Source organism: Pseudomonas sp. CBZ-4, from assembly GCF_000346755.1.
Taxonomy (GTDB): Bacteria; Pseudomonadota; Gammaproteobacteria; order Pseudomonadales; family Pseudomonadaceae; genus Aquipseudomonas.
Genome location: NZ_ANNV01000076.1, coordinates 29,963 through 52,165, shown reverse-complemented (window position 1 = coordinate 52,165; position 22,203 = coordinate 29,963). Strand labels below are relative to the sequence as shown.

The 22,203-nt window shown below is 61.5% G+C and carries 21 protein-coding genes; 7 read left to right on the top strand and 14 right to left on the bottom strand.

The features are described 5' to 3' along the window. Positions 1-70: 70 nt before the first annotated feature. From B348_RS0109570 to puuE, 5 genes are all read right to left on the bottom strand, one after another. Positions 71-1,357 carry a urate hydroxylase PuuD gene (locus B348_RS0109570; RefSeq protein WP_026136689.1) on the bottom strand — a complete coding sequence of 429 codons (1,287 nt, stop codon included), beginning with the start codon at positions 1,355-1,357 and terminating at the stop codon, positions 71-73. 51 nt (positions 1,358-1,408) lie between these two features. Further along, complete coding sequence (locus B348_RS0109565; protein ID WP_017735899.1) at positions 1,409-1,912, bottom strand: ureidoglycolate lyase; 504 nt, start codon at positions 1,910-1,912, stop codon at positions 1,409-1,411. A 127-nt stretch (positions 1,913-2,039) separates the two neighbouring features. Continuing rightward, complete coding sequence (alc, locus tag B348_RS0109560) at positions 2,040-3,035, bottom strand: allantoicase (RefSeq protein ID WP_017735898.1); 996 nt, start codon at positions 3,033-3,035, stop codon at positions 2,040-2,042. Positions 3,036-3,076: 41 nt separating this feature from the next. Beyond that, positions 3,077-3,592 (bottom strand): 2-oxo-4-hydroxy-4-carboxy-5-ureidoimidazoline decarboxylase, encoded by a 516-nt coding sequence (gene uraD, locus B348_RS0109555; protein ID WP_017735897.1) that lies wholly within the window; start codon positions 3,590-3,592, stop codon positions 3,077-3,079. After that, positions 3,589-4,515: an allantoinase PuuE gene (puuE, locus tag B348_RS0109550; protein ID WP_017735896.1), complete on the bottom strand. Its 927-nt coding sequence runs from the start codon at positions 4,513-4,515 to the stop codon at positions 3,589-3,591. The genes uraD and puuE overlap by 4 nt, the downstream gene beginning before the upstream one ends. A gap of 386 nt (positions 4,516-4,901) precedes the next feature. Between puuE and uraH the strand changes: the two genes are divergently transcribed. Further along, positions 4,902-5,255, top strand: coding sequence for a hydroxyisourate hydrolase (gene uraH / locus B348_RS0109545; RefSeq protein WP_017735895.1), 354 nt, complete (start codon positions 4,902-4,904; stop codon positions 5,253-5,255). A gap of 145 nt (positions 5,256-5,400) precedes the next feature. Continuing rightward, the gene (locus tag B348_RS01000000129865) at positions 5,401-10,632 is read left to right on the top strand and encodes a dermonecrotic toxin domain-containing protein (protein ID WP_017735894.1); all 5,232 of its coding nucleotides are present in this window, start codon (positions 5,401-5,403) and stop codon (positions 10,630-10,632) included. Here the strand turns inward: B348_RS01000000129865 and B348_RS0109535 are convergent. From B348_RS0109535 to B348_RS0109525, 3 genes are all read right to left on the bottom strand, one after another. Further along, the gene (locus tag B348_RS0109535) at positions 10,571-11,197 is read right to left on the bottom strand and encodes a LysE family translocator (protein ID WP_017735893.1); all 627 of its coding nucleotides are present in this window, start codon (positions 11,195-11,197) and stop codon (positions 10,571-10,573) included. The genes B348_RS01000000129865 and B348_RS0109535 overlap by 62 nt on opposite strands. 14 nt (positions 11,198-11,211) lie before the next feature. Further along, positions 11,212-12,558 (bottom strand): NCS2 family permease, encoded by a 1,347-nt coding sequence (locus B348_RS0109530; RefSeq protein WP_017735892.1) that lies wholly within the window; start codon positions 12,556-12,558, stop codon positions 11,212-11,214. Between the two features lie 187 nt (positions 12,559-12,745). Then, the gene (locus tag B348_RS0109525) at positions 12,746-13,180 is read right to left on the bottom strand and encodes a MarR family winged helix-turn-helix transcriptional regulator (RefSeq protein WP_017735891.1); all 435 of its coding nucleotides are present in this window, start codon (positions 13,178-13,180) and stop codon (positions 12,746-12,748) included. A gap of 81 nt (positions 13,181-13,261) precedes the next feature. On the opposite strand from B348_RS0109525, the gene B348_RS0109520 reads away from it, so the two are divergent. Beyond that, positions 13,262-14,428, top strand: a complete 1,167-nt coding sequence (locus B348_RS0109520; protein WP_017735890.1) for a PLP-dependent aminotransferase family protein — start codon at positions 13,262-13,264, stop codon at positions 14,426-14,428. Positions 14,429-14,438: 10 nt separating this feature from the next. Then, positions 14,439-15,041 carry a glutathione S-transferase family protein gene (locus tag B348_RS0109515; RefSeq protein WP_017735889.1) on the top strand — a complete coding sequence of 201 codons (603 nt, stop codon included), beginning with the start codon at positions 14,439-14,441 and terminating at the stop codon, positions 15,039-15,041. Between the two features lie 106 nt (positions 15,042-15,147). Here the strand turns inward: B348_RS0109515 and B348_RS0109510 are convergent, their stop codons facing one another. Then, complete coding sequence (locus B348_RS0109510; RefSeq protein ID WP_017735888.1) at positions 15,148-16,044, bottom strand: LysR family transcriptional regulator; 897 nt, start codon at positions 16,042-16,044, stop codon at positions 15,148-15,150. 125 nt (positions 16,045-16,169) lie between these two features. Between B348_RS0109510 and B348_RS0109505 the strand changes: the two genes are divergently transcribed. The 3 genes from B348_RS0109505 to B348_RS0109495 are packed head-to-tail and all read left to right on the top strand — an operon-like array spanning position 16,170 to position 19,103. Next, positions 16,170-17,462: a CitMHS family transporter gene (locus B348_RS0109505; RefSeq protein WP_017735887.1), complete on the top strand. Its 1,293-nt coding sequence runs from the start codon at positions 16,170-16,172 to the stop codon at positions 17,460-17,462. A gap of 1 nt (position 17,463) precedes the next feature. Continuing rightward, positions 17,464-18,786 (top strand): acyclic terpene utilization AtuA family protein, encoded by a 1,323-nt coding sequence (locus B348_RS0109500; RefSeq protein WP_017735886.1) that lies wholly within the window; start codon positions 17,464-17,466, stop codon positions 18,784-18,786. Next, positions 18,783-19,103: a hypothetical protein gene (locus tag B348_RS0109495; protein WP_017735885.1), complete on the top strand. Its 321-nt coding sequence runs from the start codon at positions 18,783-18,785 to the stop codon at positions 19,101-19,103. The genes B348_RS0109500 and B348_RS0109495 overlap by 4 nt, the downstream gene beginning before the upstream one ends. 140 nt (positions 19,104-19,243) lie before the next feature. On the opposite strand, the gene B348_RS0109490 is transcribed toward B348_RS0109495, so the two are convergent. From B348_RS0109490 to B348_RS0109470, 5 genes are all read right to left on the bottom strand, one after another. After that, a complete protein-coding gene (locus B348_RS0109490) occupies positions 19,244-19,615 on the bottom strand; it encodes a glutathione S-transferase N-terminal domain-containing protein (protein WP_017735884.1) in 372 nt (123 codons plus the stop codon). 101 nt (positions 19,616-19,716) lie between these two features. Continuing rightward, positions 19,717-20,262 carry a GTP cyclohydrolase I FolE gene (gene folE, locus B348_RS0109485; protein WP_003442011.1) on the bottom strand — a complete coding sequence of 182 codons (546 nt, stop codon included), beginning with the start codon at positions 20,260-20,262 and terminating at the stop codon, positions 19,717-19,719. A gap of 78 nt (positions 20,263-20,340) precedes the next feature. Further along, positions 20,341-20,898 carry a Smr/MutS family protein gene (locus B348_RS0109480; protein ID WP_017735883.1) on the bottom strand — a complete coding sequence of 186 codons (558 nt, stop codon included), beginning with the start codon at positions 20,896-20,898 and terminating at the stop codon, positions 20,341-20,343. Positions 20,899-20,973: 75 nt separating this feature from the next. Next, complete coding sequence (locus B348_RS0109475; RefSeq protein WP_017735882.1) at positions 20,974-21,294, bottom strand: hypothetical protein; 321 nt, start codon at positions 21,292-21,294, stop codon at positions 20,974-20,976. Positions 21,295-21,430: 136 nt separating this feature from the next. Next, the gene (locus tag B348_RS0109470) at positions 21,431-22,021 is read right to left on the bottom strand and encodes a cysteine hydrolase family protein (protein ID WP_026136688.1); all 591 of its coding nucleotides are present in this window, start codon (positions 22,019-22,021) and stop codon (positions 21,431-21,433) included. Positions 22,022-22,203 lie beyond the last annotated feature (182 nt).

Sequence of the window (22,203 nt, the reverse complement as noted above, 5' to 3'; positions counted from 1 at the left end):
GGGTGATGCCATCGCAGGCAAGCCAGCTCCCACACAAGCCCTCTTCCACCGTTGGATGTGTGTGGATCAGTTAGTTGGTACGGGCCCCCTGATTGATCCAGGTACCAATCAGATCCCGCTCCTGCTGGGTCATCTGGGTGATGTTGCCCAACGGCATGATCTGGGTCGCCACGGCCTGCGCTTGAATGCGCGCCGCCTGCTGCTGGATCTGCGCCGGGGTATCAAACATCACTCCACCCGGTGCGGTGCTGAACAGCGGGCTGGTGGGCTTGGCCGAATGGCACACGGCGCAGCGTTCCTGGATCACCCCATGCACTTTGTCGAAATCAATCGACGCCTGCGCAGGTGCCGGTTCGGCAGCAGGCGCAGCGGCGGGCGCTGCCGGTTTCAAGCCACCGCCCAATGCCGTCTCTGGCAACGGTTGGTACTCGATGGCCGCAGGGGCCTTGGCTACTTCGGCCACTGGCTTGGGACCGGTCACATAGGCCAGGCTGATCATCGCCAAGGCGCCCACCGGCAAGGTCCACGCGTACTTCTGGCTGTTATGCCGGGTGTTGAAGTAGTGACGGACCAACACGGCGGCCACGGCGATACCGGCCAGGATCAGCCAGTTGTATTGGCTGCCGTAGGTGCTCGGGAAGTGGTTGCTGATCATGATGAACAGCACCGGCAAGGTGAAGTAGTTGTTGTGGCGTGAACGCAGCAAGCCCTTGGCCGGCAGCGCCGGATCTGGCGTGCGGTTCTCGGCGATCGCCGCGACCAGTGCGCGTTGCGCCGGCATGATGATGCGGAACACGTTGCCGACCATGATGGTGCCGATCACCGCACCCACGTGCAGGTAGGCGCCACGGCCGCTGAACACTTTGCTGAAGCCGTACGCGGCGGCAATCAACAGCACGAACAGGATGAAGCCGAGCAGGGCAGGGCGTTTGCCCAGGGCCGAGTCGCAGAGGAAGGAGTAGATGAACCAGCCGGCGAACAGTGAGCCAATGCCCAGCAACACGCCTTCGGTGCCGCTGAGGCTGCTGCCGGGGGCTAGCAGGTACAGCGTCGGGTTGAGGTAGAACACCACGCACAGCAGCGCGACGCCCGACATCCAGGTGAAATAGGCTTCCCATTTGAACCAGTGCAGGTTGTCCGGCATGGTCGGCGGGGCCAGTTTGTATTTTTCCAGGTGGTAGATACCGCCACCGTGGATCGCCCACAAGTCACCGGCCAGGCCGTTCTTGGGGTTGACGCGATTGAGGTTGTTTTCCAGCCAGACAAAGTAGAAAGAAGCGCCGATCCACGCGACGCCAGTGATCATGTGAACCCAGCGCACGCTAAGGTTCAGCCATTCCAACAGATGTGCTTCCACAGTCTTTACCTCTCGCCTGTCACCCTTGTTGTCGGGTGATCAAGCCTTCTCTTATTGGTGGGGGGCGAGGATCAACCGCTTATCCTCTTTGAAAAAATGCTCATCGCAGTTATTGCCTGTGCCACTGCGATCAACCACCAGGAAGTCATCCCGCTTTTCGATCGTCAGCACCGGGTGGTGCCAGACGCCGCGATGGTAATTAATGCCCTGCCTGCCGTTGGTGACGAAGGCGCGGACCAAGCCCGATACAGGTTCATCGCCAAGTGGCGCGACCACGATCAGAAAGGGGTTGCCGAGCAGCGGTATGAACGCCTGGCTGCCCAGCGGGTGTCTCTCCAGCATGCACACGGTCAGCGGCATGTCCTGCGCGTCGGCGCGGAAAATGCTGATGATGGCGTGGTCTTCCGGTTTAGCGGTTTCGACCGTGGCCAATTTGTGAAAGCGCATGGTCGACCCGTTGTTGATCATGAAGTGATCGCTGCCGTCGGTTTCGATAACGTCTCCGAAAGGGGCGAAGGCTTCTTTGGTCAGGGGTTCGATCACTAGTGTGCGCATGGCTGTCTTCTTATCCGAATGTTGTGTTGTTTGTTCGGCCGCCATCGCGGGCAAGCCCGCTCCCACATTTTGATGTGTGAATACATTCAAATGTGGGAGCTGGCTTGCCTGCGATCGGGTTCACCGCTTACTTGGCTACTTTGCCCAAAACGCGCAGGCGGCTCACACCCCCATCCGGGAACACATTCAGGCGGATGTGGGTAATCGGCCCCAGCGCCTTGATCTGCTCGGCGAAGCTGTGTTCAGCGTGCATTTCCAGCTTCTGCGAAGGCAACAGCTCGCGCCAGAACAGCGATTGGGTTTCGATCTGGCTGTCGGTGCCGCCTTTCACGAAGGCGCCCTGGATCGAGCAGGTGTCCGGGTAGTTGCCCTTGAAGTGCAGGGTGTCGACGATGATTTTCTCGATCTCGCCCGGGTGGCCCAGTGCGACGATCACCCAGTCATTGCCCGGAGTACGGCGACGTGCGGTTTCCCAGCCGTCGCCCATGTTGATGCCACGGCCTGGGTTGAGGATGTTGCTCATGCGCCCGAAGTGTTCATCGGAGCAGGCCAGTGCACGGCCGCCGTTGAGGGCCGAGGCCAGGTCGACTTGTTCGTTGTCGCCGATCGACGACCAGTCGCGGAACGGAATACCGTACACACGCAGACGGGCCACGCCGCCATCCGGGTAGATGTTGAAGCGCAGGTGGCTGAAGGCCTTGTCGTTGCTGATCTCGTGGTAGTGGTGGCTGTTGCCTTGCAGCTCGACGGCCGACAGCACTTCCACCCACTGGGTGTTCTCATCAGGGTCGCCCGAGGCCAGGAAGCAGGCTTCGAGAGAGGCCGACGGCGGGAAGTTGCCGGTGAAGAATGAAGTGTCGATGTCCACGCCTTTGATCGAGCCGGGTACGCCCAGGCGGATCACCGCGCTGTCGTAGCCTTCGAAGCGCTTGCGGCGTGATTCCCAGCCGTCCATCCACTTGCCGTTGTCATCGAAAACGCCCTCCTTCCATACGGCCGGGGTCGGCTGGAACAGGCGGTTGGCGTCGGCGAACCAGTCATCGGTCACCGAAAGAATCTTGGTGCCCAGGCGGGCGTCGGCCAGGTTGACGAACTTCTCGAAAGGTACGGCGTAAGCTTTCATTCTTCTTGTCTGCCTTAGATAGAGTGGCTGGGGATGGTCGTTTAGAGGGTCAGTAAACGGAACAACGCGATCTTGTTGATCTCGGCCAGGGCGCATTTGAACTCGGTGTCCACCGAGTTGTGGATGCGCGTTTCGAACGCGGCCAGGATCTGATGCCGGTTGCTGCCTTTTACCGCCATGATGAAGGGAAACTTGAACTTGGCCTTGTAGGCATCGTTCAGCTCGGTGAAGCGAGAAAACTCTTCGGCCGTGCATTGGTGAATCCCCGCGCCAGCCTGTTCATCCGTGCTGGCTTGGGTCAGTTGGCCCTGGACGGCGGCTTTGCCGGCCAGGTCCGGGTGAGCGTTGATCAGGGCCAGCTGGCTGGCATGATCGGCGCTCAACAGGATGTCGCTCATGCGCTGGTGCAGGGTTTCGATCTCGTCGATCGAAGGGTCCTGGCCCAGGTCGTAGGCCTTTTCGGCCACCCATGGCGAATGTTCGTAGATGTCGGCGAAGGCGGCGACGAATGCGTCGCGGCTCAAGGTCGAGGGTTTCAGGGTTTGGAACGCAGTCATTTCGCCGCTCCCGCGTAGGGGTGGGTTGCGTGCCAGTGACGGGCAATGTCCACTCGGCGAGTGAACCACACCTGTTCGTGGCTTTTGGCGTATTCGATAAAACGCTTCAAGGACGCCAGGCGTGCAGGGCGGCCGATCAGGCGGCAGTGCAGGCCGATGGAAAGCATTTTCGGCGCATCCGCACCTTCGGCGTAGAGCACATCGAACGCGTCTTTCAAGTAGTCGAAGAAGTCATCGCCCTTGTTGAAACCCTGCACCTGGGTGAAGCGCATGTCGTTGGTGTCCAGGGTGTAGGGGATCACCAAATGCGGCTTGCTGGTGGGGTTGTTGGGTTCCCAGTAGGGCAGGTCGTCGTCGTAGGTGTCGCAGTCGTAGAGGAAGCCGCCTTCCTCCATCACCAGCCGCCGCGTGTTCGGGCCGGTGCGCCCGGTGTACCAGCCGAGTGGGCGTTCGCCGGTGAGTTCGGTGAGGATGCGGATCGCTTCGAGCATGTGCTCGCGTTCCTGGGCCTCGTCCATGTACTGGTAGTCGATCCAGCGGTAGCCGTGGCTGCAGATCTCGTGGCCGGCGTCGACCATGGCGCGGATCACATCCGGGTGGCGCTGGGCGGCCATGGCCACGGCGAAGATGGTCAGCGGGATATCGAATTCTTTAAACAGCTTGAGGATGCGCCACACGCCGGCACGGCTGCCGTATTCGTACAGCGACTCCATGCTCATGTTGCGCGCACCTTGCAGCGGCTGGGCCGAGACCATCTCCGAGAGAAAGGCTTCGGACTCTTTGTCACCGTGCAAGATGTTGCGCTCGCCGCCTTCCTCGTAGTTGAGTACAAACGACAACGCAATGCGTGCCTTGCCCGGCCAGTGGGGGTGAGGAGGGTTACTGCCGTAACCGATCAGGTCGCGTGGGTAGTCAGCGCTCACTGCAGTCTTCCTTCTTGTTCGTGATCATTCATGTGGCGGCCGGGCAGTGGAATGACTGGGTGGCGTCACAGCGATGAGTGATTGTATACAACTTATCGTCCACTTTGTAAGCCTACATTTCTGCATTTTTTCCGCAGGGCTCTGTGTAAAGGGTGTAGCAAGAAACTTGCCCAGTTGGTCAGCTAATGGACAAAAGGTCGTTTAAAAGCAAGGATTACTCGCTGATTGGCTGCTCAGGCAATATGGGCGGGGTGATCAAAAGGTTTGTGATTTTTATTGTGTACAATTTTTTTAAAAAGTGTCTTAATCAGCCATCGCCGGCTTTTTCACTGCCCTGAAAAAGTGCGGATCTCTCTTCTACTGACTTCGGGAGGCGCCTAGACGCCATGGGACGTTTGACCACACACGTTTTGGACGCCGCACACGGTTGCCCCGGCAGCGCAATCAAGGTTGAGCTGTACCGCGTCGAAGGCGCGCAGCTGGAACTGGTGGCCACCACCCTGACCAACAGCGACGGCCGCTGCGACGCGCCATTGTTGCAAGGCGACGACTACCGCAGTGGTGTCTACCAGCTGCAATTCAGCGCTGGCGATTATTACCGCGCCCGCGGCGTGCAATTGCCGGAGCCGGCTTTCCTGGATGTGGTGGTATTGCGCTTCGGCATCAGCGCCGAACAGGAGCACTACCATGTCCCGCTACTGATTTCGCCCTACAGCTACTCCACCTATCGCGGTAGCTAGCGTCACCTCGCTTCACACCCCCAAAGCTCTTCGTTGGTTTTTCGCCCGCCCACACTGCGGGCTTTTTTTCGCCTGCCATTTATGTAGCGCACCGGCTCAGGGTTGGGTGACTAGGCTCGGGTTTTCCTGCCATGAAGACCCCGCCATGAGCCTCGATACCCCCGACGTTGCACCGCAATCCTTCGATTTTGACGACCCGGGCACGACCCAGGAGCAGCGCCTGGCGGCGATTCGTACGCGGCTGACACGGCGCATCAACAGCGTACGCCTGCCCAGTCGCACGGTTGACGAGTTGTACAGCGCCCATGAACGTTGCACACGCGCCGCCCACTCCCTGCGCACCCTGGTCGTGCGCGCGCCCCGGCTGTTGTCACGGATTCGTGGGGCGCTGCGCCAGGCGTTCGGCCTGGACCCTTACAGCTTGCTGTTCAGCGAGCCGCTGCCACCGCGCCCGACCCAGCATCGCAACAGTCTGATGGACCGGACCCTGGCGCTGTTTACCGAGCCGTATCCGCCGATCAATCTCCATCACTTCACGGCGCTGAGTATCAAGGGCGATCCCGGCGCGAGGCTGCCCTTCAATGCAGTACAGGCGCTGGAGCAGGTCGGCAAACTGCAGTTGGTGGCCCGGGTTGGCGGTGCGGTGGCGGATTATTGGCAGCAACTGGCCCACGGCAGCGCATCATCGCGCCAGGAGCGCGCGGTGGAACTGCACAAGGCTGTGTTTGCCGAGCAGGCCTTCCTGGCGCAGCAGTTGTTCACGTTGTCGGACGCGGGCTACACGTTGGTCAAGCAACTGTGGGACGCGCCCACCCTCGCCGCGCGCCAGCAGGCCGGCGGCGATTGGGCCACGGTGCACGCAGGCCGAATAATGTGGCCCCACGCCAGCGCAGGCACTCTGGCGATCCCCGGGGCGCTGCACCTCTATCGAGACAGCACCACGCAGGTGGTGTACCTGCCGGGCTTGCACCTTGGGTTTCATGAGTTCAGCTCCTGGCAGCAGCTGCAGGCGCAACTGCCCGAGCGGATCAAGGCGTGGTTGCTGGGGGATGCGTGGCAGTACCTGCCCTTTAGCCGGGCGGACGTGGCAACGTTGCCACCGCTGCAGCCCAGCCAGACGCTCAGTGGCGACGCCCTGGCGCATAGCCTGCACGCCATGCTGGAGCAGCAATCGGCCAATGAATGGGCCGCGCTGCTGTCGATCAATTACGCGCTTGACGTGCCCCTCGATGCCGAACTGCCCAGCCGCCAGGCTGCGCGTCTGATGCGGTTCATCGAGCTGGGCCGGCGGCGTGCGGTGGGTACGCTTGCGTGGGGCCCCGCGCTGGATGAGCTATTGGAGTGGGATCGTCTGCGCCGTCAACCCGAGGTTATCCTGGCGAGCCAATGCTCAGACCTGCCGCGCGGCACCCGTGCCCTGCACATCAGGCGTTATGAACAAGGGTTGCTGGCACTGCTGGATGCCAAGGCCCCCGCCCGCGAAACCGACGCCTATCAGGTTTTTTTGCAGGATCAGGAGCAGCGACAGGCCAAGGCGCAGGCGGTCAGGCAGTGGACGCTCGATGCCGGTGAGCGCCTGTTGCAACTGGCGTTCTGGACCGAACGCCCGGATGGCACGCGCAACCGTTCAGCGCTGGTGTTTGCGGCCCAGCTCCAGGCGCTGCGATGTGAAGCGCAGCTGATGCGTCAGTTGGGCGTGATCGAGCAAACCCACCTTGATCGCTTGCTCGAAGTGCTCAACACGCCTTTGGCGGCGGCCCGACAAGGCAGCGACACCGGTGTTTTGCGCGTCTGCGTCGGTGGCAGTGCGCCTGTTCGCTACACCCTGAGGGGGCTGATGGTCGTCACCACCACAGCTGCCCAGGGGGCGCCGGCCCGGCTTCAGCCGGTGGTGCTGGTGGTGAGTGGCAGCCATGGCGGCCTGGCAGTGTTTGATTGTCTCGAAGGGTTGTCCCAAAGCTTGCGGGCCAGCCTGGCCGGGCCTGATGACTCGGCGTTGTGGCGCTGTATCAAACGTGATGAACGCCGCGCCGCCCGCTTGGCGGCGTCACTGACGCTCGCGGTGGATTATGTTGTCGCGACCCACGATGTACTGCGTGACGATTTCAAGGCGCTGATCGACGCTCATCGGCAGTTGGATAAGCGTCTGGCTGGCAACGATCGATTGTTCAGCGAAATCAGCGATCCGGCATTGGCGCGACGGGTCCTGGCCCAGGAACTGTTTGAGCACCTGCAAGTACCGGACAACCCGCTGCGCAACGCGGCCCTGGCTAACGTCGAGCTGCTCCGGCTGGCGGCGAGGCATGCCAAGGCCCAGCCAGCCTGGCTCGCTACCGCATCTGCGGCCGCTAAAAAAAACCATAGGCACCTGCAACGCCGCTACCTGGGCAGTGCGATGGCGGTGGAGGGCCGCCTGTGGCACATCCTGCCGTCACTGGAGACGTTTGCTCGCCAGCGTCTGACGGCCCAATTGACGGCGGACGGTTTCTTCCCGGGGGTGGATATCGACCAGCCACTGCTGGATATGCCCGACGATGTCGGTTCACAGTTCTGCGGCTGGGCAAGTACCTGCGCGCCGGGTGATCGTCATATCAAAAAGACCGTCAGCCCGCAGCGCACCACCTTCAGCCTGCTGGAGCTGGCGCTGCACAATCTCGACCCCCAGGCGCCCTGGACCGAGTGGCGGCTGAACCGTGCGCGGTATGTGCAACCGGCGTGGCAAGCGCGCCTGACGCCGCGCTATCTGATGACGACCCTGGCATCCCTGGACATAGCCGGTCACTATCAGCGGCTGATCCGCCAGATGTTTTACCCGGCGCGGCCCTCCACTGGCCTGCCACGGCCGCTGGTTGATCGTGCGGCGCAACAGCTCGCCCGGATGCAGCTGTTTTCGGCGACGCAGCAAGGGCTTTCAGTGCCGGCCCGGCAGTTGTTTACCCGCGCCATGGCACCGCGGGCGGCAGCAGGCGTGCCCTCGCCGAGCCTGAGTTTTGTGCGTTTGCGCGGTCATACCCTGGCGCATGATCGGCACATCACCGGCCTGTTGGTGATCACCGACAACCGCACGCCGCTCTGCCTGGTGTACTGGCCGAGCGCAGTGCATTTCCCGGTGTTGAGCGAGTACGCGGATTGGCAACTGGCCAGGGCTGCGTTGAATCGCCAGGGGGCCAGCCCTGACAACGTGAGGGCGCTCGCCAGCCTGGTGGCCCCGGATTGGGAGGCCGAAGCATTGGCTGGCTATCCGGGGAATTGTTCCGCGCCGGCCATCAGCAGGGCGCCGTTGGTCAAGATTATCCCCTCCCGCTTGTTCGGGCACGCGGTCCTGGGGCTGTACGAGCAGATCAGCCGGTTTGTCCGCTCGTTCAATATCAAGCACCGCGTAGCGGCGTCTGCCGCCGAGGTTATCGAGGGGCAGATCCGGGAGCAGATCGACGCCGAACCCACGGCTTGGCTGGATATCGTCAGTACCTGCCACTGTGATGCCCTGGCGGTGCTCGCCCATGGGCGCATGCTGGAGGTCCAGCGCCGCGTGCACGCCCGTGCAAACACGGGCGCGACCCTGGCGCAGTACCGTCGGCAACGCCTTGGCGAACAGTGGCAGGCCAGCGTGCGCGGGCTCTTGTCCTTTGTACCGGTGCTTGGGGTGGGCGTCAGCCTGTATGAAATGCTGCTTGCCGCAAGACGCTACCACCTCAGTGGTCGGCCAGAGGACGCGGTCGATGTGGCGTTTATCACCCTGATGGCGTTTTTTGATGTGCTGACGTCATTCGTGCCAACCGCCGGATTGGCCAAGCCTGGAACGGCACTGGGCCGTGGAGCGATGCGTTCGGCGCTGCGCCAGTTGCACCGCCGCCAGGGCTGGATGGCCAATACCCTGGCTACGCCGCCAGCGGCTGCGCACACCATCGGCGTGCTGGAGCGCTTCAAAAAGCCATTTTCCCGCGAGGGGGCCGTTGCCTTGCGTGGCGTTGGAGAAAAGGGCATCTACGTCAAAAATGGCGAGCAGGTGCTAGTGGATGGCGAATATGGCTACCCGCTGTATCGGCGCCCAAATGAAGCGGCGCTGCGGATCAAAAGCCTCGCTGGCGAAGCCGAAGGGGAGTTGCTGCTGTACATCCGAGAAGAGCGGGAATGGTTGCTGGGAGCTGATGCTCCGCCACCGTCGCCGCAACCTGGGCCCAGTTCAGCCTTGTGGCAGCCCTTCAGGGCGCAGAGCACAACGGACTGGAGGCCGCCTGCGCGGGTGGCATTTGATCGAGCCATGCGCCAGACACAGGTTGCGCCGCAGTCGTTTCAGGCCTGGGCGGTCGCGCGTGAGCTGACATTGACGGAGTTGCTGCCCGAACGCGGGATCTTCCAGGTTTCGGTTGCGCCTCCTGTACGCAATTACCGGGTGCTGCACCACAACGGTCGTTACTTTCGAGTGCTCCCGGATGGTTCGAACCGCCCGCCTCGGGACCTGGTTTTCATCACCCGCGATCAGCCCCTGGCGCACTCCGCGGCCATGGATATCCGCTATTGGCTGGGAGCAGGGTTGTTTGATCAACCCATCCCGGCCACCGTTGCGGCGAACGGTCAGTGGACGTTTCACCGTCCGCTGTTCAGCGAACCCTTGCATCTGGCCTTGGGCCGGGTATTTCCCCGCCTGTCCGCGAGCAGTCGTACGTTTTTGATCGAGCGGCTGCTGGAGTTGTCCGACCCACACCCACGTCTCACCGCGACTCACCTGCTCGATCTCAGAGCCACGCTGGACAAGTGGTTGACGCCCAATGCCGTGGGGCAGACCGATGATTTGTTCCGGCTATTGCGCCCCCTCGACAGCAACACCCGTACCACCCTCTATCTGGGGGATGTGAACTCGACGCCGGGGTTCGAACGTATGGACTTCAACGTGCGCCAGCCACTGCACCGCTCCTTGCAAATGCCCACCCAGACCAATCTGATCGAGCGTTCGCAAATCATGCAAAAGGCCGTTAGAGAGGTGTTGGAGCAGCAGGGGTTTATCGTACGTGCCCTGGACAAGAAACCAGGCGCGAAGGCGACGCTGGATTACAGTTGCACGCATCCGTACTCCAACAACCGGTACTACGTGCTGACGCGCTGGGCCAACACTTCCAGTGTCAAGTTGCATGCCGCTCACGCCATGCAACTGACTGACGAGTGGTTCAAGCGGCGCAGCGTGCTGGCGCATTATGCCAAGGCGTTTGCGCCGCTGAAAAAGGCCATGGACGAAGGGCGTCTGGTACGGATCATTGCCGGTATCCAATGGACCCCCACAGAACCGCCGACCCTGTATTTTGCCCGGTTCGGCAGCCTCAAGCCCGGAGCAACGCCGCCACGCCGGCAGTCCCAAAAAAGGCCGCACTCACCCGGTTGAACCAGCCCTGGCCGCTGCCGCTGCGCAGGTAACGCGCCGCGCCATGGGCACTGAGGCCGTAGAACAACTTGCACAGCAAGTCGAGGGCGGTCCAGGTGGCGATCATGATCAGTAATTGTGGGAGAAATGCCTGCTGGCTATTGAGAAATTGCGGCAGGAATGCGGCGAAAAACAGGATGTCCTTGGGGTTGCTGGCACCCAGCACAAACGCCCGGCCAAACAGCGCACGAAAGCGTGGGACCGGCGCGCTGTACGGTACTTCTGCCGCTTTTGCCGGTTGCCGTGATTGCTGCCAGCTCTGCCAGGCGAGGTAAAACAGGTACGCCGCGCCTGCAATCTTCAAGGCGCTGAACAGTTGTTCGGACGCCAGCAACAGCGCGCCCAGGCCCAGGGCCGAGGCGCTCAACAGGCAGATCGAGGCAAACACCCCACCGAGAAACGCTGGATACGAGCGACGCAGACCGTAGTTGAGGCTGTTGCTGATCATCAGCAGCGACAACGGGCCAGGGATCAGGATCACGATCAGTGCAGCGCCGCTAAACAGTAGCCAGGTTTCCAGGTTCATCATGTACTCCGTTTTTATAGAAATATGAATTTGGCGATAAAGATCGCGCACAGCACCCACAGGCTCACCGAAATCTCGCGGTACTTGCCGGTGCCCGCCTTGAGCGCCACGTACGTGATAAAGCCCAAGGCGATACCGTCGGCCACCGAGAAGGTCAGCGGCATCATGATTGCCGTGACAATCGCCGGAATGCTGTCGGTGGCTTCATCCCAGTTGATGTGCGCCATGCTCGCCATCATCAGCATTGCCACGTAGATCAGTGCACCCGCGGTGGCATAGGCCGGAATCATGCCGGCCAGCGGAGCAAAAAACATCGCGGCCACAAACAGCACACCCACGGTCACGGCCGTCAGCCCGGTACGACCGCCAGCGGCAACACCGGCGGCGCTTTCCACGTAGCTGGTCACGGGTGGCACACCGACCATCGCGCCGAACACGCTGGAAGCACTGTCGGCTTTCAACGCGCGGGACAGGTTATCGATCTTGCCATCGGCATTGACCAGCCCGGCCCGTTGCGCGACGCCCATCAGTGTACCTGCGGTATCGAACATGTGTACAAAAAGAAAGGCAAATACAACGCTAATCATGCTGACATTGAATACACCTTTCACGTCCATGGCCATCCAGGTCGGCGCCAGGCTTGGTGGGGTGGAGATCATGCCGTTGTAGTGCACCAGGCCCAGGCCCCAGCCGGCCAAGGTTACGGCGATGATGCTGATGAGGATGGCGCCGAAGACGCGGTGGTAGCTGAGGATGGCAATCAGCAGGAAGCACACCGCCGCCAGCAGTGGTGCGGGTTCATGCAGCGAACCGAGCTTGATCAACGTGGCCGGGCTATCGACGATGATCCCGGCTGTCTTCAAGCCGATCACCCCAAGGAACAAACCGACACCCGCGCCCATGGCATGGCGCAGGCTCACCGGAATGCTGTTGAGCAACCACTCACGCACCCGCGACAGGGTCAGGCCCATGAACAGCACGCCCGAGATAAACACCGCACCCAGCGCGGTTTCCCAGGTGTAGCCCATGGTGCCGACCACGGTGTAGGTGAAAAACGCATTCAGGCCCATGCCCGGCGCCAGGCCCACCGGCCAGTTGGCGTACAGGCCCATCAGCAGGCAGCCCAGGGCGGCGGCGATGCAGGTGGCGACGAACGCCGCGCCGTGGTCGATGCCGGCGTCGGCCATGATGTTGGGGTTGACGAAGATGATGTAGGCCATGGTGATGAAGGTGGTGAGGCCGGCGATCAACTCGGTCCTCACTGTGGTGCCATGCAAGCGCAGTTTGAACAGGCGTTCCAGCCAGCTGTTGCTGGGCGGGGAGAGGTCCAGCGTCGGGGCTTCAGATTTGCGGCTATCCACAGCAAGTACTCCTCAAGAGTTTTATTGTTATTTCCAGCGCCGGTCACAAATGTGGGCAACAGCGCTTTGAGGTACTGGCGGGTTTTGTTGACCAATAGGTCAGGAACTCGCACGAGGCGAATTATGCTTTTGTATACAAAGAAAGCAAATAATGTTTTCGAATGATGCTGTGGAAGGCGATAGAAGGCTAATTCGCCGCACTCAGTGCCTGATTCACCGCCAGCCATCCGGCGACGGCTTGTTCGCCGGCATCACTGAACGCGCGCTGCAACAGTTTGACCTGCTCACGGCGCAACGACTGTTCGAAACGCTGGCCTTCTTCGCTCAGCTCCAGCAGGCGTTTGCGCTTGTCAGTCTCGGACGCGACGCTGTTCACCAGGTGCATTTCCTGCAATTGGCGCAGCGGCATATTCAGCGCCTGCTTGCTTACTCCGAGCAGTTCCAGCAGCTCTTTCACGCTCAACGTCGGGTAACGCGCGATAAAAAATACGATGCGCTGGTGCACCCGGCTCAAGCCACGGCGTTCGAGCATTTCGTCGGCCTTGGCGGTGAAGGCCTGGTAGCCGAAGAAGAACGCTTGCATGGCTTCTTGTTGGGCGGCTGGGTTTTTAAGGTCAAGCATATTGACGTATCCATCCAGGCTGTCGTAATTTCGGTCAACCAGTTTGACGTATTTCCCACAGTCTTCGCTAGCGGTGAACCCATGGCCTTCTCTGAACGTGTTACGCGCCTCAAAAGCTCCCTGATCCGTGAAATCCTCGCGGCGGCCCAGCGCCCGGAAGTGATGTCGTTCGCCGGTGGCCTACCGGCCGAGGCCATGCTGCCCGCGTTGAACTGGGACGATATGCCCCTCAACATCGGCCAATACGGCATGAGCGAAGGCGAACCGCAGTTGCGTGAACTGCTCGCCGCCGAGGCCCGTGCGCTGGGCATACCGTGCCAGGCCAGCCAGGTGCTGGTGGTCAGCGGCTCGCAGCAAACCCTGGACCTGGCGGCCAAGCTGTATATCGACAAAGGCACGCAGATTTTGCTGGAAGGCCCGACCTATTTGGCCGCGTTGCAGATCTTCCAACTGTTCGGCGCCGACTGCCTGACCGTGCCGCTGGAGGCCGATGGCCCCGACCTGGCCGCACTGCGCGCCAACCTGCAACGCCATCGCCCGGCGTTCATCTACCTGATCCCGACCTTCCAGAACCCCTCGGCCGTGCGCTACAGCGAGGCCAAGCGTGAAGCCGTCGCCGCGTTGCTCGATGAGTTCGGCGTGACCCTGATCGAAGACGAACCTTATCGAGAGCTGACCTTCGATGGCGGCAGCGCCAAACCCATTGTCGGGCGCCTGAAGAAAGCCAGCTGGATCTACACCGGCACCGTGTCCAAAACCTTGTTGCCGGGCCTGCGCGTCGGCTACCTGATCGCCAGCCCGGACCTGTTCCCGCACCTGCTCAAGCTCAAGCAGTCGGCGGATCTGCACACCAACCGCGTCGGCCAATGGCAGGCGATGCAGTGGATCGGCACGGAAAAATACCAGCATCACCTGGTGGAATTGCGCAGTTTCTACCGCGAACGCCGCGATGCTTTCCAGGCCGCACTGGCGCATCACTTCGCCGACCTGGCCGACTGGCAAGTGCCCCAAGGCGGATTATTCTTCTGGCTGACCTTGAAACAGCCGCTCGACACCCGCACTTTATTGGCGCAAGCGCTGGAGCAGGACGTCGCGTTCATGCCTGGTGAACCGTTCTTCTCCGAGCCGGACCAACACTTGGGCTCGTTGCGCCTCAATTTCAGTCATATCGACCCGGCCCGCCTGGACGAAGGTCTCAAGCGCCTGGCCGCGGTGGTCCGTCAAGCACAGCACGCGCAAGCGGCATAAGGGGAGCCCCATGTACAAGGTTTATGGCGATTACAAGTCGGGCAACTGCTACAAGATCAAACTGATGCTCAACCTGCTGGGCATCCCGTATCAATGGATCGACGTGGACATCCTCAACGGTGACACCCAGACCGCCGAGTTCCTGGCCAAGAACCCCAATGGCAAGATCCCGGTACTGGAGTTGGAAGACGGCACTTGCCTGTGGGAATCCAACGCGATCCTCAACTTCCTCGCCGATGGCAGCGAGTTTTTGCCGACTGAACCACGCCTGCGCACCCAGGTGTTGCAGTGGCAGTTCTTCGAGCAGTACAGCCATGAGCCGTATATTGCGGTGGCGCGGTTTATCCAGTTCTACCTGAACATGCCGGAAGATCGCCTGGAGGAATACAACACCTGCCACAAGCGCGGCCACAAGGCGTTGAAGGTGATGGAACGCCAGTTGCAGGCCACGCCGTACCTGGTGGGCGAGCAGTATTCGATTGCCGATATTGCGTTGTATGCCTATACGCATGTGGCGCATGAGGGTGGGTTTGATCTGGCGCCGTATCCAGCGGTGCAGGCGTGGTTGGAACGGGTTGCCAGCCATCCCAAGCATGTACCGATGCTGGACTGATTCACACGGTCAAAATGTGGGAGCTGGCTTGCCTGCGATAGCGGTCTGTCTGTGCCAGATGCATAGCCTGACACACTGCTATCGCGGGCAAGCCCGCTCCCACATTTTAGCTCGGTGTTGTGTCAGATAATTCCTCGCTGAGCCTATCGAAACAGCGCTGTGCTGCGGGGCTCAAGCTCATCCCGCTCCGTGTAATCAAGCCGATCTCCCGACTCACCCCAGGATGATCAATGTTGATCCGCTGCAACCCCTCCAAACTGTCCGCCGCCGACTCCGGCAACACACTGATCCCCAACCCCTGGCGCACCAACGCCAACACCGTCGACATGTAGTTGGCCTCCATTCCCGCGTTCAGCGTCAACCGCGTCTCATCGAACAGCGCATCCACCTGCTCACGCACACTGCTGTCGCGGCCGGTGAGGATGATCGGCTGATCCGCCAGTTGTTCGAGGCTCAACTGGCGATGGCGGGTGAGGGGATGATCCACCGGCACAAACGCACACAGCCGGTCATTGAGTACCGGCACAAACGCCAGGCCATGGCTGAGCCGCGCGCGCACGCCAATGCCGAAATCCACTTCGCCGGAACGCACCTGGGCATGGATGCGGTGGGCCACCAGGTCATGCAGGCGCACTTCGATCCCGGCAAAGCGCTCGCGAAAGCGGCGCAACGCCGGGGGCAGGGCGCCGGCGCACACCGAGGGCAGGGCGGCGATGGTGACTACCCCGCGACGCAGGGCGGCGAGGTCGCGGGAGCCGGTGACGATGTTGTCCAGGTCCAGCAGCAGTTTTTCCATCGGCCCGCGCGCGTCCTGGCCGGCAGCGGTGATGCTGACGTGGCGCGGGCTGCGGTCGAGCAGGCTGACGCCAAGCCAGTCTTCCAGTTGTTGCACCTGCACGGTCAGCGCCGAGGGCGACAGGTGCAACTCGTTGGCGGCCTTGGTGAAACTGCCGGTGCGGGCGACGGCAAGAAAGGCTTGGATGTGCTGGATGCTATTTTTCATAAGAGCAGCTTCATTTTGTTTTTCCGAACACTAGCGAGTGAATATTCCAATTTACAAAGACTAACCCGCTTCCAATACTCCAGGGAAAACAATAACCGGCCAACAAGGCCGCTCTGGAGTAACCCATGCTCGCTACCCTGGGTGTCATTACCATCCTGTGCCTGCTCGCTGCCGTCATGAGCAAACGCCTGTCGCCACTGGTGGCCCTGATCGCCTTGCCGATCATCGCCGCGCTGCTCGGCGGGTTCGGCCTGCAAACCAGTGCCTTCATCATTACCGGTATCAAGAACGTCGCCCCCGTGGTGGGCATGTTTGTGTTCGCGATCCTGTTTTTCGGGATCATGACCGATGCCGGCATGCTCGACCCGATCATCGACCGCATCCTGCGCACCGTCGGCACGCGTCCTACGCGGATTGTCGTGGGCACTGCGACCCTGGCGCTGCTGGTGCACTTGGACGGCTCCGGTGCCGTGACTTTTCTGGTGACGGTGCCGGCGATGCTGCCGTTGTATACGCGGTTGGGCATTGATAAACGCATCCTTGCCTGCGTGTGTGCGATGGCGGCCGGGGTCAACTTCCTGCCGTGGACCGGTCCGGTGCTGCGCTCGTCCGCAGCCCTGCATGTGCCGGTGGCGGACTTGTTCCAGCCGCTAATCCCGGTGCAGATCGTCGGCCTGATCTTTGTCTTCGCCTGTGCCTGGTGGCTCGGCCGCCGCGAAGAAAAACGCCTGGGCCTGGGCGCCGGTTCCACGGTAGATGCCATGCCGCAACGGGTGCTCAGTGACGACGACATCAAGCTGCGTCGCCCGCGTCTGTTCTGGGTCAACCTGGTGCTGACCGTGCTGGTGATGGTGGTGATGATTGCCGGCTGGGTCGATCCGGTGGTGATGTTTATGCTCGGCACCGTGGTGGCGCTGTGCATCAACTACCCCAACGTCGACGCCCAGCGCGCCCGTATCGATGCGCATGCCAAGACCGCCCTGACCATGGCCAGCATCCTGCTCGCCGCCGGGGTGTTCACCGGCATCATGCAAGGCACCGGCATGCTCAAGGCGATTGCCGAAGTGGCGGTGGCGCAGATTCCGGCCGGCCACGGCAAGCTGATCCCGGCGGTGGTGGGCTTTATTTCCATGCCGCTGAGCATGCTGTTTGATCCCGATTCCTACTATTTCGGCGTGATGCCGGTGATCGCCGAAGTCGGCAAGGCCCTGGGCGTCGACCCGCTGCAAGTGGCCCAGGCCTCGCTGCTGGGTGTGCACACCACCGGTTTCCCGGTCAGCCCGCTGACCCCCGCGACCTTCCTGTTGGTGGGCCTGTGCAAGATCGAATTGGCCGATCACCAGCGCTTCACCATCCCTTTTCTGTTTGCCGCGTCGGTGTTGATGACCCTGACCGCGTTGCTCCTGGGAGTGATTTGAGATGAAAACCTTGCGCATCGGTTCTGGCGCCGGCTATTCCGGCGACCGTATCGAACCTGCCGTCGAATTGGCCGAGCGTGGCGAGCTGGATTACCTGGTGTTCGAATGCCTGGCTGAACGCACCATTGCCCTCGCGCAACAGGCGCGGATCAGTGATCCCGCAGGCGGTTACGACCCGCTGTTGAGTGAGCGCATGCGCCGCGTGTTGCCGTTCGTAGGCGATAAGACTGGGCGTCGCCTGCGGGTGATCACCAATATGGGCGCGGCCAACCCCGTGGCGGCGGCGGTTGAAGTGCGGCGTATTGCCAGCGAACTGGGCCTTGATCTCAAGGTGGTCGCCGTCGTTGGCGACGATGTGCTGGACGTGTTGCACGCCGATTTTCTGCTGGATAACGGCCAGACCGTCGGGTCCCTGGGCGAGCGGCTGATCTCGGCGAATGCCTACCTGGGTGTCGAAGGCATCCTGGATGCGTTGCGGGCCGACGCCGATGTGATCGTCACCGGGCGGGTGGCCGACCCTTCGTTGTTCCTCGCGCCACAGATGTTTGAATTCGGCTGGGCGGCGGACGATTGGCAGCGCCTCGGGCGCGGTACGCTGGTCGGGCATTTGCTGGAATGTGCCGGGCAAGTCAGCGGCGGCTATTTCGCCGATCCCGGCTTCAAGGACGTGGATGACCTCGCGCGCCTGGGTTTCCCCTTGGCTGAAATCGATGCCGACGGTGAAGCCTTGATCACCAAGGTTGTCGGCTCGGGTGGGCGGGTCAGCCGCGCCACCTGCACTGAGCAATTGATCTACGAAGTGCATGACCCCGCGGCGTACCTCACGCCGGATGTCACGGCGGACTTTTCCCAGGTGGGCTTTGTTGAAGAGGCGGTTGATCGCGTGCGCGCTCAAGGGGCTGGCGGTCGCGCGCGGCCCGAGCGGTTGAAAGTCAGTGTTGGCTATCTGGACGGTTGGATTGGCGAAGGGCAAATGTCCTACGGCGGGCCGGGGGCTGTCGCACGGGCAGAGCTGGCTAGGGCTGTCGTCCTCAAACGCCTGGAGTTGATGGGCGTGAAGATGCAGGACGTGCGCGCCGAACTGATCGGCATGGACGCGCTCCACGGCCCGCGCAGCACGGTCGAGCCCTGGGAAGTGCGCCTGCGTGTAGCGGCTCGCTGCGAGGATCGCACTGAGGCGGTGCGGGTTGGCAATGAAGTAGAAACGCTCTACACCAACGGCCCGTCTGGCGGCGGCGGCGCGAGCAAAAGTGTGCGGCAGGTGGTGGCGGTGGCGTCGTTGCTGCTGCCGCGAGATGCGGTCAACCCGAGGATCGAAGCATGAAGTTGCACACGCTGGCCCATTCCCGCACCGGGGACAAGGGCGATACGTCGAACATCTCGATCATTGCCTATCGCGCGGAGGATTACCCGTTGCTGTGTGAGCAACTGACGGCCGAACGCGTGGCTGAATTCTTTGCCGGGTTGCTGGAGCCGGGTGCGGCGCCGGTGCGGCGCTACGCGTTGCCCAATGTGCAGGCGCTGAACTTTGTGCTGCCGGGGATCTTGCGTGGCGGCGTGACTCGTTCACTGGCGCTGGATGCCCATGGCAAGTCTTTGGGCTCCGCACTACTGGACCTTGAACTGGCAATCCATCCTTAACCACACTGCAGACACCTGTGGGAGCTGGCTTGCCTGCGATAGCATCACCTCGGTCTAACTGAAAAACCGAGGTGCCTTCATCGCAGGCAAGCCAGCTCCCACACAAGCCAACTCCCACAGGGGAGGCATCCTTGTATCTGTCAGATCGCAGCAAACCGCTTGTCCAGGTAATCAATGATCACCTTGGAGTCATACATCCAGGTGACCTGGCCATTCTCTTCAATGCGCAGGCACGGCACCTTGATCTTGCCGCCTTGCTCCAGCAGGGTCTGGCGATCTTGCGCGTTGTTCTTCGCGTCCTTCAACGCCACCGGCACATTCAGGCGGTGCAGGGTGCGACGAGTCTTCACGCAGAACGGGCAGGCGTGGAACTGATACAAGGTCAGGTCCTTGGCCGCGGCGTTGACCTGAGCCTGCTGCTCGGCTGAACGCTGCTTTTTACGCGGGCGCGTCAGGAAATCGCCGGCGATGATGATTTGGCCGAGGCCGACACGAAGTGCTTTGACGAACATGGCTGAAACCTCTTGCCCATGACTGAGGGGGCGCATCTTACTTGATTTTCGCGGACGAAAAAAAACCGGCGATGAACGCCGGTTTTTTCCTGCGCAGCCGGTTACTTGATCAGGCTGAGGAATTCGCTGCGGGTTGCCGCGTTTTCGCGGAACTCACCCAGCATCACCGAAGTGATCATCGACGAATTCTGTTTTTCCACACCGCGCATCATCATGCACATGTGCTTGGCCTCGATCACCACGGCCACGCCCAGGGCGCCGGTCACCTGCATCACGGCATCGGCGATCTGGCGGCTGAGGTTTTCCTGGATCTGCAGGCGGCGCGCGTACATATCGACAATCCGCGCGACCTTCGACAGGCCCAGCACTTTGCCGCTTGGGATATATGCAACATGGGCCTTGCCGATAAACGGCAGCAGGTGGTGTTCGCACAACGAGTACAACTCGATGTCCTTGACCAGCACCATTTCGCTGTTGTCAGAGCTGAACAAGGCACCGTTGGTGACTTCTTCCAGGGTCTGCTCATAACCGCGGCAGAGGTACTGCATCGCCTTGGCGGCACGCTTTGGCGTGTCCAGCAGACCCTCGCGGGAAACGTCCTCGCCGAGTTGGCCGAGGATCGCGGTGTAATTCTGTTCCAGGGACATGAAACTACCTGTGGGATTTTCGCAAAGCGCAAGGTTACGGTGGCGGACACATCGCTGCAAGCCTGAAGAGGCTACTTGTTACTCGTCACGCCCTTCCATCATGGTGCGCTTGAGCATCACATACACCGCCCCCGCGCCGCCGTGGCGGGCCTGGCAGGAGGTAAAGCCGAGCACTTGTGCATGCTGGCGCAGCCAGGTGTTGACGTGGCTTTTGATCATCGGGCGCTTGCCGTCCAGGCGGACTGCCTTGCCGTGGGTGACGCGCACGCAGCGGATTTCGAATTTGGTCGCTTCGGCGAGGAAGGCCCACAGGGTTTCGCGGGCTTTTTCCACGCTCATGCCGTGCAGGTCGAGGCTGCCTTCGAAGGGGATCTGGCCGACCTTGAGCTTGCGCATCTGGCTTTCCTGCACGCCGTCGCGGGCCCACATCAGTTCGTCTTCGGGGCCGACGTCGATCACGAACTGGTCCGACAGGCCATCCACGGTAGTGGCGTCGGTGCGCACGGTCGCGGCCTGGCGCAGCTTGGCGATCTGCGCGCGGTCGGCCTTGGGTTTGCCGGTATCGGCGCGGTCGTGCTTGATCGGCTTGACGCCGCGCAGCTCGTTTTTGAACAGGGAAAAATCGTCGTCTTGCATATCAGCCTCCGCGAAGGGCGGGCAGTTTACCTAAATCGCGGCGGCCGGGGCGCAGGAAACGCTATTCAAGCGCCATCAGTCGTGCTTTTTCATCAGGTGGGAAGCGATATTGAGTGACAACGGCTGGCGCATCTTCCTACGGCTACGACGCCATAACCACACGCCCAGCCACAGCACCAGCAACCCGCTCACCAGCAGGATTGCCGAACCGCCAGGGCTGGCATTCAGCTCGCCAAGGGCTGGTGAATGACCAGACAAACCAGCGCCACCAGCACCCGCCAGCAGCAGACCTACTATTGCCAGCAGCGCGGCAAAGCCGGCTACCAGGCGCAGACGCCAATTGCTCGGGCCCTTGGGGCGCAAGCGACGAGCATCAAAACCATCGGATATCTTCATCCCGACCTTTCCTCCAGGGTATCGGCCCTTCGACCGGAAGATACACGGGTTGTTCCGGGGGGAGGGGGAAATGCGCCAAATGAGACGGCATTGGGGATGAGCGGGGCCGTAAACACGCCGCCCATCCGCGGTACGATCAGATCAGATCTTTGGTCAAGGCGAGGGTGGCGAAGTTGTCGGCCATGATGGCCATTTCAGTTTGCTGCACGTGCTCGGCGCTGAGGATGCCGCCTTTGTAAGGCAGGTCGCGCGTGGCGCAGGCGTCTTCCACCAGGGTGCAGCGAAAGCCCAGGTTCTTGGCCGCACGCACCGTGGTGCTGACGCTGGAGTGGCTCATGAAACCGGCCACGATCAGGTCCAGGGAGCCCAGGTCTTGCAGGTGTTTTTCCAGGCCGGTGCCGTGGAAGGCGCTGGGCAGCAGCTTGCCGATGATGGTTTCGTCACCGCTTGGCTCAAGGCCGGAAATGAACTCACCGCGCTCGCCTTGCGGGTCGAACAGGCCGCCGACGGTGCCCAGGTGGCGTACGTGGACGATCGGGCGCCCGGCATTGCGCGCCGCTGCAACCAACTGCTTGATGTTGTCTACCGCCGCGTCCATGCCCGAGAGGGCGAGTGGACCGCTGAGGTATTCCTTCTGGGCGTCGATGATCACGAGGGTCGCATGGCTGAGGTTGGCTGCTGCGTAACCGCGACCGCTGAGTTGAAACATCGTCTTTGGAACGGACATTCTGGGGCTCCTGTGAGGGGGGCTTTTGCGACATTGTCCACTGGCTGAGCGGTTCTGTGAATCGCTACTATCGTAAGGTACGCCGTTGTTGACGTGCAGCCTTGTCAAGTGGGTGCCGTGTTTAACCGAATGCTGGCAATTTGGATGAAATCCGACGGATGGCGACGAAGTTTCGTACATCG

What these genes read in the sequence shown, in the direction of transcription:
- B348_RS0109500 (WP_017735886.1), top strand. Translation starts at nt 17,464, where the DNA reads ATGAAAACCTTGCGCATCGGTTCTGGCGCCGGCTATTCCGGCGACCGT.
- B348_RS01000000129865 (WP_017735894.1), top strand. Translation starts at nt 5,401, where the DNA reads ATGAGCCTCGATACCCCCGACGTTGCACCGCAATCCTTCGATTTTGAC.
- B348_RS0109510 (WP_017735888.1), bottom strand. Translation starts at nt 16,044, where the DNA reads ATGAAAAATAGCATCCAGCACATCCAAGCCTTTCTTGCCGTCGCCCGC.
- B348_RS0109505 (WP_017735887.1), top strand. Translation starts at nt 16,170, where the DNA reads ATGCTCGCTACCCTGGGTGTCATTACCATCCTGTGCCTGCTCGCTGCC.
- B348_RS0109480 (WP_017735883.1), bottom strand. Translation starts at nt 20,898, where the DNA reads ATGCAAGACGACGATTTTTCCCTGTTCAAAAACGAGCTGCGCGGCGTC.
- B348_RS0109565 (WP_017735899.1), bottom strand. Translation starts at nt 1,912, where the DNA reads ATGCGCACACTAGTGATCGAACCCCTGACCAAAGAAGCCTTCGCCCCT.
- B348_RS0109515 (WP_017735889.1), top strand. Translation starts at nt 14,439, where the DNA reads ATGTACAAGGTTTATGGCGATTACAAGTCGGGCAACTGCTACAAGATC.
- uraD (WP_017735897.1), bottom strand. Translation starts at nt 3,592, where the DNA reads ATGACTGCGTTCCAAACCCTGAAACCCTCGACCTTGAGCCGCGACGCA.
- B348_RS0109525 (WP_017735891.1), bottom strand. Translation starts at nt 13,180, where the DNA reads ATGCTTGACCTTAAAAACCCAGCCGCCCAACAAGAAGCCATGCAAGCG.
- B348_RS0109475 (WP_017735882.1), bottom strand. Translation starts at nt 21,294, where the DNA reads ATGAAGATATCCGATGGTTTTGATGCTCGTCGCTTGCGCCCCAAGGGC.
- B348_RS0109470 (WP_026136688.1), bottom strand. Translation starts at nt 22,021, where the DNA reads ATGTCCGTTCCAAAGACGATGTTTCAACTCAGCGGTCGCGGTTACGCA.
- uraH (WP_017735895.1), top strand. Translation starts at nt 4,902, where the DNA reads ATGGGACGTTTGACCACACACGTTTTGGACGCCGCACACGGTTGCCCC.
- B348_RS0109535 (WP_017735893.1), bottom strand. Translation starts at nt 11,197, where the DNA reads ATGAACCTGGAAACCTGGCTACTGTTTAGCGGCGCTGCACTGATCGTG.
- folE (WP_003442011.1), bottom strand. Translation starts at nt 20,262, where the DNA reads ATGTCCCTGGAACAGAATTACACCGCGATCCTCGGCCAACTCGGCGAG.
- B348_RS0109490 (WP_017735884.1), bottom strand. Translation starts at nt 19,615, where the DNA reads ATGTTCGTCAAAGCACTTCGTGTCGGCCTCGGCCAAATCATCATCGCC.
- B348_RS0109495 (WP_017735885.1), top strand. Translation starts at nt 18,783, where the DNA reads ATGAAGTTGCACACGCTGGCCCATTCCCGCACCGGGGACAAGGGCGAT.
- B348_RS0109520 (WP_017735890.1), top strand. Translation starts at nt 13,262, where the DNA reads ATGGCCTTCTCTGAACGTGTTACGCGCCTCAAAAGCTCCCTGATCCGT.
- alc (WP_017735898.1), bottom strand. Translation starts at nt 3,035, where the DNA reads ATGAAAGCTTACGCCGTACCTTTCGAGAAGTTCGTCAACCTGGCCGAC.